The sequence below is a fragment of the Marinobacter sp. L-13 genome, assembly GCF_056857715.1.
On the sequence record NZ_JBSXNQ010000008.1, the window covers coordinates 1 to 9,899 of the forward strand.

The 9,899-nt window shown below is 50.7% G+C and carries 10 protein-coding genes and 1 pseudogene; 7 read left to right on the plus strand and 4 right to left on the minus strand.

Going from position 1 to position 9,899, the window contains the following annotated elements; translation table 11 throughout:
• Positions 1-489: 489 nt before the first annotated feature.
• Both AC13DD_RS00185 and umuC read left to right on the plus strand, forming a co-directional pair.
• On the plus strand, positions 490-714 hold the full coding sequence (locus AC13DD_RS00185; RefSeq protein ID WP_482930660.1) for a S24 family peptidase: 225 nt from the start codon (positions 490-492) through the stop codon (positions 712-714).
• A gap of 1 nt (position 715) precedes the next feature.
• A complete protein-coding gene (gene umuC / locus AC13DD_RS00190) occupies positions 716-1,996 on the plus strand; it encodes a translesion error-prone DNA polymerase V subunit UmuC (RefSeq protein ID WP_482930661.1) in 1,281 nt (426 codons plus the stop codon).
• An 81-nt stretch (positions 1,997-2,077) separates the two neighbouring features.
• Here the strand turns inward: umuC and AC13DD_RS00195 are convergent, their stop codons facing one another.
• On the minus strand, positions 2,078-3,838 hold the full coding sequence (locus AC13DD_RS00195; RefSeq protein WP_482930662.1) for a hybrid sensor histidine kinase/response regulator: 1,761 nt from the start codon (positions 3,836-3,838) through the stop codon (positions 2,078-2,080).
• Positions 3,839-4,303: 465 nt separating this feature from the next.
• Between AC13DD_RS00195 and AC13DD_RS00200 the strand changes: the two genes are divergently transcribed.
• The 4 genes from AC13DD_RS00200 to AC13DD_RS00215 all read left to right on the plus strand — a co-directional run bounded on the left by AC13DD_RS00200 (position 4,304) and on the right by AC13DD_RS00215 (position 6,230).
• Positions 4,304-4,903 (plus strand): hypothetical protein, encoded by a 600-nt coding sequence (locus tag AC13DD_RS00200; RefSeq protein WP_072678562.1) that lies wholly within the window; start codon positions 4,304-4,306, stop codon positions 4,901-4,903.
• 51 nt (positions 4,904-4,954) lie between these two features.
• Positions 4,955-5,353, plus strand: coding sequence for a hypothetical protein (locus tag AC13DD_RS00205; protein ID WP_482930663.1), 399 nt, complete (start codon positions 4,955-4,957; stop codon positions 5,351-5,353).
• Positions 5,354-5,472: 119 nt separating this feature from the next.
• On the plus strand, positions 5,473-5,970 hold the full coding sequence (locus AC13DD_RS00210; protein WP_011783497.1) for a hypothetical protein: 498 nt from the start codon (positions 5,473-5,475) through the stop codon (positions 5,968-5,970).
• A gap of 17 nt (positions 5,971-5,987) precedes the next feature.
• Entirely contained in the window at positions 5,988-6,230 is a 243-nt protein-coding gene (locus tag AC13DD_RS00215; protein ID WP_286255820.1) for a carbon storage regulator, read from the plus strand.
• 5 nt (positions 6,231-6,235) lie between these two features.
• On the opposite strand, the gene AC13DD_RS00220 is transcribed toward AC13DD_RS00215, so the two are convergent.
• Together AC13DD_RS00220 and AC13DD_RS00225 are read right to left on the minus strand one after the other, a co-directional pair.
• The gene (locus tag AC13DD_RS00220; RefSeq protein ID WP_072678565.1) at positions 6,236-7,378 is read right to left on the minus strand and encodes a tyrosine-type recombinase/integrase; all 1,143 of its coding nucleotides are present in this window, start codon (positions 7,376-7,378) and stop codon (positions 6,236-6,238) included.
• A 55-nt stretch (positions 7,379-7,433) separates the two neighbouring features.
• On the minus strand, positions 7,434-7,958 hold the full coding sequence (locus AC13DD_RS00225) for a hypothetical protein (RefSeq protein WP_482930664.1): 525 nt from the start codon (positions 7,956-7,958) through the stop codon (positions 7,434-7,436).
• A gap of 334 nt (positions 7,959-8,292) precedes the next feature.
• Here AC13DD_RS00225 and AC13DD_RS00230 point away from each other — a divergent pair, with 334 nt between their 5' ends.
• On the plus strand, positions 8,293-9,324 hold the full coding sequence (locus AC13DD_RS00230; protein ID WP_482930665.1) for a hypothetical protein: 1,032 nt from the start codon (positions 8,293-8,295) through the stop codon (positions 9,322-9,324).
• A 399-nt stretch (positions 9,325-9,723) separates the two neighbouring features.
• Here the strand turns inward: AC13DD_RS00230 and AC13DD_RS00235 are convergent.
• Positions 9,724-9,899 (minus strand): annotated as a pseudogene (locus tag AC13DD_RS00235) (IS1380 family transposase); the annotation flags it as partial.

A 9,899-nucleotide genomic window follows, 5' to 3' on the forward strand; every position in this document is an offset into this window, starting at 1 on the left:
GGCTTCCGACAGTTCAGTCTGCGGGGCCTTCACGCCGTGCAGGGTGAATGGGATCTGGTCTGTCTGTCGCTTAATCTCAGGCGGATGAGTTCACTGATGAGGCTGAAATAGAGGGTCCGAGGGATCCTTGGGCGTACTGACTGATCGGACTACGATAACGCATTCGGTGATAACCGTCTTGACTGACTGAATAGAGAGAATCGAGACTCTATTCGGCTGGATATTGTGGATACGTTCTCGGGCCGAACTGTGATTCGACGCGGCGGGGTCACTTGCTCAAAATACTTCTGCCGCGCAGACCCCTAGGGTTGATCTTTTGTCCAAACGAATTTACAAAACGATACATGTTTCATGAAACGGATACATTTTGGAGAAGTCGGGAGCGTCCAAAGCTCGGCCGAGCGTTGAGGATGAAGCTGGATAAAAAAAACCTACCCAAAAATTCGGAAATTCAATGGATTGGGCGTGTTTCTGGGGAATTTTTCACGTTTGTCTGCCAACCCTCTGGTTGTCGATCGCAGTCTGCCACCGGGACATCGCAAGATCGTCATTGCGTCCGTTGACGGCGAATTTGTGTGCAAACGCCTGGACCTGAGTGTTCCAAGCCGGCCTGTGTTGCGGGCAGAAAGCGAAGATTACCCCGACATCACGCTTCGGGAGGAGGATGAACTCGAAATCTTCGGTGTTGTAACCACCGTGGTGCATGCGCTCTGACATGAAACAGGTGTTCGCTCTTTGTGACATGAACAGCTTTTACGCCAGCTGCGAGCAGTTATTCAATCCAGCGTTTCGTGGCCGGCCGGTCGTGGTCGCCAGTAACAACGATGGCTGTGCCGTTGCACGATCACCGGAGGCGAAAGCGCTCGGTATAAAGATGGGCCAACCCATTTTTGAGTTGCGGGAGTACGTCGAAAAGCACGGCCTGATTGTTTGCTCATCCAACTATGCACTCTACGGAGATATGTCCCATCGATTCATGCTTGCCCTGGCGGAATGCGCACCACGGGTCATGCCCTACAGTATTGATGAAGCCTTTCTTGATCTGACCGGTATCGATTCCGTTGTGTCGTATCTGGATTTCGGCCACCACGTTAAAGAGCTGGTGCGAATATGGACGGGCTTACCTATCTGTGTCGGAATCGCTCCAAGTCCGACATTGGCAAAATTAGCTAACCACGCCGCAAAACACTATCCCGCCACCCGGGGTGTCGTGGATCTGACTGACCGAGACCGGCAACGACGTCTTATGCACCTGACACCGGTGGAAGAAGTATGGGGAATCGGCAGGAAACTGAGCAAACGACTGGATGCCCTGGGAATAAAGACTGCTCTGGATCTAGCCGATTCCGATCCTAAATGGATACGAGATCACTTTTCAGTCGTGGTCGAGCGCACCGTCAGGGAGCTGAACGGCATACCATGTCATTCAGACCTTCTCGAAGTAGCACCGGCAAAGCAGCAGATTCTATGTTCAAAGTCCTTCGGGGCACCCGTCACCGATCTGAATTCCATGCTTGCCGCGATTACCGCTCACGCATCCCGAGCGTCTGAGAAGCTGCGTCGCGAAAACCAGGATTGCGGGTATCTGGCCGCGTTCATGTCAACGAGCCGGTTTCGAACCGGTAACCACTACGCCAACCAGCAAGGGATTACTCTGCCATTCCCGACCTCAGACACCCGGGAAATCGTACGACATGCGGTCAGTATTGCCCGGTCGTTGTGGCGGGAGGGGTACCGGTACAACAAAGCGGGCATTGTACTGACAGACTTCCGGGTGCCTGGTGCTTGCCAATCCGATTTTTTCAGCCAGGTCGAGGACGACGAGCGAAACCGGAAGCTGATGCGGACCTTAGACAAGATCAACAGCATCGCTGGCAAAAACACGATCCAGTTTGGCCGGCAGATTCACAAAAACCAAAGCTGGCAAATGCGAAGAGAAAATCTTTCGCCTGCTTACACGACTCGATGGGCTGACATCCCCGTGGCGATCAGTTAAATCCCTCAAACAAAGACAGCCTGGACGTTCTCTTCGATGCTATACCAGTCGTGTAAAACTATTCGTGGGTGTCAGCCACCTTCAGATAGCGGTCAGTTCGACAGCTGCGCGTATCTGCGCCTGGTTTCGGACTTTCTGTTCCTTAACCCCCGCAACCAAGATCTTCATGTCTTCGATTGGCATCCCTTTAGAGACAATTCTTGCACCGGCAGCAACAATCGCCGCACGCTTTCGTTCCGGAATACTTGGGTCGGCGGTGAGCATAATCTTAACCATTCCCTGGTTTGGATGCTCATGACTGGCCAGCCATTCGAGCAGCTTTAGGCCATCAACATGGGGCATGTGGAAATCGACCAAGAGCAGATCAAATCGTTGCTCTTCGAGTCTCGTGATACCCGAAACCGGGTCATCGCAGACCGTTAATTCGACGTCTGGAATTCCAAGAATCTTCGGTGCAAAAAAACGCTGCATTTGCTTAAGAAAAGTGTGGTTATCGTCAATCAACAGTACCTTTGTTTTCTGGTCTCCGCTTTTTGATGTGCGGATCGACCCAGGCTCCAGATCCATATCATGATCCGGCAGAACTGCAGCTTGCTTGGGGAGCTCTCCGGTCCGGTAATCAACGGGCAGATCGATCGTCAGGCAGGTCCCGAAGCCTGGCTTACTGTCGATCCTGATTCTCCCTCCAAGGAATTCGGAGAATTTCTTCATAACTGACATCCCGATGCCCCATCCATCTTTACCGCGACGGATACCAAGCGAAAGCGGGTCTTTGTGCCATTGCAGCGCATTCATCTCAGCGGTGGACATGCCAGCCCCGGTGTCTCGCACAGAAATCGAAATTCCTTTGTCTCGGAGAGACATCGATATTTTCACGAAGCCATCGGACGTATGTTTAAACGCGTTTTCGATCGCGTTTCGAACCACCACTTTGATTAAATCGTAGTCTGAGTACACCTCAGTAACTCCGATTCTAGGATCATCGACGCAATCCCATATCAGGGCGACATTCGCCGTGCCGGCGAACTGGCCGTTCAACTCATTGCACATTTTCGCCACTGCAAACCAGTCTTTTCTGGACTTGAGAGTCCCGTTCTCCAGAGCCGCCAGAGCGAGAATAGACTTTATGTGATGGTCAAGCGTATCAAAGTCATCAAGACTCATTTGCAGGATACCCCTGGCATCCCCAAGAGCGGCCCCATCGATATAGGCCAATGCCAGATCCGCTTGAGATCGGAGATTTGTGATCGGTGTGCGCAGCTCATGTGCAGCAATGGCCAGCAGATTTTGCTTCATCACAATCGCTTTACCCTGAGCGACATACCGTCCTTTAAGCTGTGAAAGCCAAAACCCGAGCAGAAGATTGCCAACAACAGCGAAGACAAGCGCTGCGACGGTCAGTTCCGAAAGGTACGAATCGAAGGGAAAACTCCGTAGCGAGAGGAGGTACAGCCCGGACAGCAAACTAGCCAGAGCCCACAGAAAAACCATGGTGCCCCTGGAACCTTTCATCGCGCGGGAGCAGGCAATCGCTGCAACGGCTAAGAGGAACAAAAATACCGACAACAACACAGTCGAGGGGATTTCATCCAGGTTCAGTGTACCGTTGTCCGACTCCAGTGGATGCGGGTTTTCAAAAGCGCTCAGTGGTGCTCCCGATAGTGGTGGCCATGGGTGTGTGTGCTTTTGAAACAAATCCGTTTGCTTAGCCAGCAGCAAGGCCAGTAACAGAACGATAAAGATGGCGGGAATAATCCCAGCGATGATGGCGCGGGGTTTGATCATGGTATGTACATCCCTGTCGTCAAAAAAAGCGTGAAAGCTTTTATTCAGCGCCTCCATGGCACCAGCCTGATTCTACTATGTACATGTCGCATGTGGTCAATAAATAATCAGGGAAACATGATTTTGCTCTCAATATTGAATCCGACACTCTTCGAACGACCTCAGGACGTTGCTCCGATACACCAATCGGGGGCAAACTTGCATCTGAATCCTTAAAACTCAATGGCCCGCTCTGGCCATCAACTAAGGAAAGTGCCCCAGAGATCTGGGTCGAGTTCAGGAATGGGATTTCTCTCCGTGAGAGGCTTGTGTGCGAACCCCCGGGTTCACCCACGTCTACCGCCAACCAAATAGGTCTTTGTGCTGTGACCCATTTTTGCCAGGTTGATTGCCGTTTAACGGCAAACTCAATCCGGCTTCAGGATGGTCACTCATGGGTTTCCTTTTCCTCGTCAGACTCTCAGTCCGCCCGGGCCCTGGTTTTCGAAGCAAACCAAGAAAAAGACGTGCAAGGAGAACCCAGTGAAATTGATCAACCTCGGTTTGGCCCTCGGGCTTATCGGCGTACTTGCTGGTTGCGCCGGTGGCGAACACATCTACACCAACGATGGCAGGTGCCTTACCTGCATCAACAATCCTCTTACCGGCAAACCCATCAATCACGATGGATCAGCGCCCGGCAGCACCATTGAGTCCCGAAACTCAGCCTCTATCGCCGAGACTGCTCAGGCGGATGAACCAGCAAAGAAAAGCTCTTCATACATTGAGCAAACAACAACGTTCTCGGCTCCAATCGACGTGGATGTTGCGTTTGTGAAGGTAAAAAAAGAGTACCGATATTATACGGAACAGGAGATTCGCCAGGAGTGGGGCATCGTTGCTGACGACAAGCTCAATCAATTTGACACTGCCTATAGCGCGTCGCCTTCTGCCTACTATCACATGCGTGCACCGAGAGAGCACGGTAATGGTAGATACGTCATCGATCATAAGATCGAAAAGCAGGCTACCGATAAAAGCCAAATCACCATTACCGTTTGGGTTAGAGAAGACTCCCCGATAACACCGGCCGATGTTGCAGGCAGTCTCGCACTCAGAACCAAAGCCGCGTTAACCCGTTAATAACGGCTGGGCGACCAGGGTGGTCGCCCATCAGACAAAGGGAGAAACACCATGTTGAGACTATTTATAGGCTTCGTCCTTGGTGTTGTTACCTCCTACTACTCGATGCCCAGCCTCTTCAAGCTGACAGTCCTACTACCAGAGGTTAATTTCGAGCGCTTTTTCTCAAATGACCAACCGCTTACTTCCAATACGATTAATGCCACACATCCTTCAGAGTTCGAGAATACAGCCGCCCACAATGCCATCAGCGAACGAGTTGAGATAGCCAGGTCACTGGCCGAACTCCATCCTGCCCAGGATCCCGCATCCATAGAAGTAACCGAGGTTTTATTCAACCTTGCCAGGAAAAGCCCTCAGGCCCAGGCTCTCCTTCAGGAAAAGCTGCCCGGAGGTTTGACTAATGAAGAGGCTCTTTCGATTCTCTCAAGCATCGGAACGAGAGGTTAAACCACCATGGGTAGCTCCAATTTCCTGGTTCAACCACAGATTGCCTCTCCATATAGTCCCGACTTTCAGCGGTTGTTGGCAGACGCTATTTCGGAAATCGAGACCACAACGGATCACCTATGACACATCTGAGCGAAGACCGGGTAAAAGATCTATTCAGGGATATTGAAGGGCGCATCAAACGCGGCAATCCAAATCCAATTCGCTATCTGAAGAATCTGCATCCGTCGAAAGACGAGATCGAAGGCCTGGAATGGAGATATCGGCTTTCAGGCTACCTGGAGGGTTTAGCCGTATCCGATCAAATGGATAACGGTTTCATTGAACCGTTGGTGGCAACACTCTTCTCCAGGGCCGACGTTTCAGACGGAGATCGCCCAGGACGTGCTCGCCCATTCAGCATCGATATTGTTACCGAACAACGCAAGACGTTCAGCTTCGACGTACCGGCAATGAACCCGTTGGACGCCTATGTTCAGCTTACGAAACGGACTGCGTACAAGTCGATTCCTGGAATTGAAGTTATCAAAGTGTTCGAAGGGCTCCTTCCCGACAGGACTTCTGGAGTCCAACCTTTGCGAACCTTCCATACTGGTGAGCTCATTTTCACCTCCTGACTAACAAGGAAACTGATATGCCTCTGGTCCTGCAACGCGCACTGAATGAGTCCATCATCATTGGAGAGGACATCGAAGTGACCGTAACCCTGATCGATACCAACCGAATCAGACTGATGATAGAGGCCCCCTCCCATGTTCCAGTGCATCGTAAAGAGGTGTTTCTGCGATTGAAGCAGGAGGAGTTACAAAAATCGGGGCCGGACTCACTCACATATCGAGGGAAAAATCTTCTGCGTAAAATCGGCTTTTCTAAGTGATCATCCTACCGGTTTTCATCATGCCCAATCTTACTAGGTTGACCGTGACCTTTATCTTTGTTTGATTGTTCTACACTCAGTCGCTGATTGTTGTCCATAAAGATCGAAGGCAGACTCTCTTTTGAGTCTACGTATTTTCTGGCCGACCGGACATCTCGCCAGCCGACCCAATGCATTAATTGGGACCACGACGCGCCCTGATCAATCAACCAATCTGAGACGCCACGACGCATCGAATGCGAACTGAAATGTTCCGGAATGTGCGCTCCATTCTCGCGCGCCTCGTCAAAAACCCTCTTCAAAATTTTATTGATGGAATTCGAGTTAAGGCCATCAGACCAAACCGCCCCCCAGCGGTCGACTTTACTGAACAAGAACTGGTCTTTAATTGTTTCAGAGCCGATATCGAGTCCCCCAAATCTGTCCTCGATCCACTCGGAAATTGCGTAAATAGGGCATAGTTCTGATAAAGCAACAAGCGTTACCTCTCGCCCCGAACTGCTGCGGTCGGCCTTTGAGGTGGGAATCATCACCGTCAATTTTGGCGGATGACTTCTCCAATCAAAAGTCAGGTGGGAAAGCCGTATATTCACCAATTCGCTCCCTCGAAGACCAAACCAAAATGCCGTGAGTAGCATGGCCCTGTCCCGCGAATAACGGCGCCACTCCCGATTAGCCGCACCTTCTTGACGATTTCTTTTATCCGCAAGAAAGCTCACGGTTTCCCTGAGGGTGTCTAAAGGCAGAGCATTCGCCTGTTTCTGGCTGGCATTATGGAATTTCCGAATTCCTCGCATGGTTTCTAGAACGAGTTTGCTCTTGTTCGGGTTAGAGCCGGTCATCTCTTCGTGCCACTTGCCAATCAATGAGCGGCGCTGTTCCAACGTCGCCACTTTCAGTGTCCCGGCATAATGACTCAGATAAAGAGACAGATCATGTGGAGTGCAAGGGAAGGGGCCCTTATAAACTTCTCGATAATGCTTAATCGCGTTAGCGGTGGCGAGCTCGGTGTTGGTGCTCCGCGCAGCTTCTAGGTATTTAGTGAGTTTTGACTGGTCTGGGTGCCCTGGAGAGTGGGACAAACTCTCATCTTCGAGGCCCCGTTTACGCTCATTACCCTGGCTTTCGTAGGATCCATTTCTGGTCATTTCACTGGCTCCCGCTGCGCTTACTTGTCCGCAAGTGAATTTCAATTTGTAACATTCAGAAGGCCCGACACAGGCCGCCACTCTGATGAGGGAGTTGCACCAGATTGGCCCGAAAATCCCAATGTCCGTAACCGGTCCTTGCATCAACGAAAACCTGCCTTTTACGGTCTTCCGGGAGATCCAAGAACAGAGGTTTTGGATCTAGCGTTCCGGCTAAGGTGTGCCAATGATCAGTGTTACGAAGCCGATACCTGGCTGCTGTGTACATGGTCAGAAATAACTCCTCCGCATGTGCAGCCGGAGCGGTCTCAATGAGCAGTTCCGGAAACCCAATTTTATCAAAACCCACCGTATAGCTGAGACCATCTACATGCCGGACGTGTAAACCAAAACGTCTAATGGTCGCGCGAATAGCATTCGCATGCTGTTCCAATCCGTTCTCGAAGCAAGTTAATTCCATCAGCAGCTCTCCATTGACTGTATCAATATCCACCGTACCCCAGTAATCAGAACCGACAAGGTACCCCCGCTGAATGCCATACAGGTTGGCACCAGGCCCAGTCAGTTTCTTCATCGCCATGTAACCAGGTGCCAGGGATATTCGAAATGATCTTCACCTGTCTGCTTCATTTCATCGTGGTTTCGGATGACCCGATCCCAAAAGCCACGACTTAACCGCCCTACTCTCTCAATATATCATCAAGATGCGATAACCTTCTATTATCGAATCTTGATTTTTAACATAAAAAACCCCACTTTTCTTATTTCGTGTTTCTTTTCGTTCGTTTCGTTATACTATTCATAGCAATACCCAAATATGAATACCGGAAATTCGAAGAGCGCCAGGGATCAAACGCTGAAAACTCAATAATTCATTGTTTTTGATCGTTTTATCTGTGTGGAGACTTACTATCATGCCAAGACCAGCCAAAATCACTGAATCAGCCGTCGAATCAGCTGTGGCAGAGCTAAAAAGCACCCACACACCAGTCAACCCTTACCAGGTCCGCAAAATTCTTGGTGAAGGATCCATCGCGAAAATTGGTTACTTCCTGAAAGCTCTGGGACATACGACGGACTACAGCGCCGAAAAAGACGACCCCCTTACACTGAAGCTGGTCAACATGCTCAGGCCGGTTGCCCTTGAGCTGGATGAGCAGTCCAAAGAACGAATTCGACAAGCAACCCAACAGCTCAATACCGAGCTAGAAGAAAAAGCTACTCTGGTAAGCAGTTTGGAGCGCCAGCTCGGGGACAAGCAGTCAGTAATCGACGAGTTTGAAGCAAAGTTAGAAAAAGCTATTGCGGAGAGGGATCTCAGTCGCGATAAGAGTCAAAAACTTGAAGTAGAGCTCGCCAGACTTGAGGAGAAAGTGATCCAACAAGCTGAGCAAATAGAAGCCGCAAAATCTGTGATACAGCAGAAGGAATCTGAAACGGCAGAAGCTAGAAACGAAATGAGAATCATCATTAAAGACAGCGACGTCGCGCGCCAGGCTATGCAGGAAAATCACGAGGCGGAAATCAAGATATACAAAGAAGAGCTGGATAAACGCAGTGAAGATTACAGTGCCCTTTCAGCAGAACTGGAAGCAGCCCGTTCAAGCAGCGAATCTCTACAGGAAAAGATACGTCAGCAAGTAATCGAAAAGGAAGCCGCCAATGGCGAAGTTGAAAGCTTGAAGTCCGAAGTCGTCAATAGGGAGCAGCAGATAGCATCCCTCAGAGAGCAAGTTAAGAAGGTCGAGCAACGTCTCTCTAAAGAACGCGATTCGCACCAGCTCGAAAAACGAGAATGGCAACAAAAGCTCTCTGCAATTAAGGCTCGTAACGTATCGCTGTCCGGCGACAATTCACGACTGGAGAATGAGCGTGCTTTTCTTCGGTCTTTGATTGACAAATTTCAGATTCCCCAAGAACAGACGGGAGGTCTTTCAGAGAGCTGAACCGCAAGGAATCTACACTCACCCAGAGTCGGACCATGTTGGCGTTGAGGCAATTCATTATCCAGCGACATCCGGGAAACAGACGCTCCGGGCTTCAGACATTCGGCGACGATAGCTCTTTGGAGTAACGACGACGTTTTTGGTAGGCCTTGGTTACGCTTATGTTGGTCCTGAATCAGTGACTTTGCAGGCCAATATACCCCGCAAAGCGCCATCGGCGCTAATGTGAGCGAAAACTTGACCAAAAGCAGGTTGATAATGCCTGGAACGTGCAGGCTGAAGTCGACCAGCCACCAGGATTTGGCTGTTTTTTGATCAAACTAGGGTCGCCAGGCAATAGCGGATTGCCCCGGCATGGTTTCCCGGGTGGTTTTAAGATATGGCCGTTGTCGAATTGGCTTATCCGGAGGAGGCGATTCCTTCGTAAAGATCTTGGTAAACGGCAAAGCCCGGACAGTGCCGACCAAAGCGCAGAATCCACTGCCGGCCGCTGTGCACCAGGCGGCAGGCCATGGTCATCAGTTCCTGCATCACCGTTCTCAGGCGGCGGCGCTTGGCCGGATGGCGCACTGGCG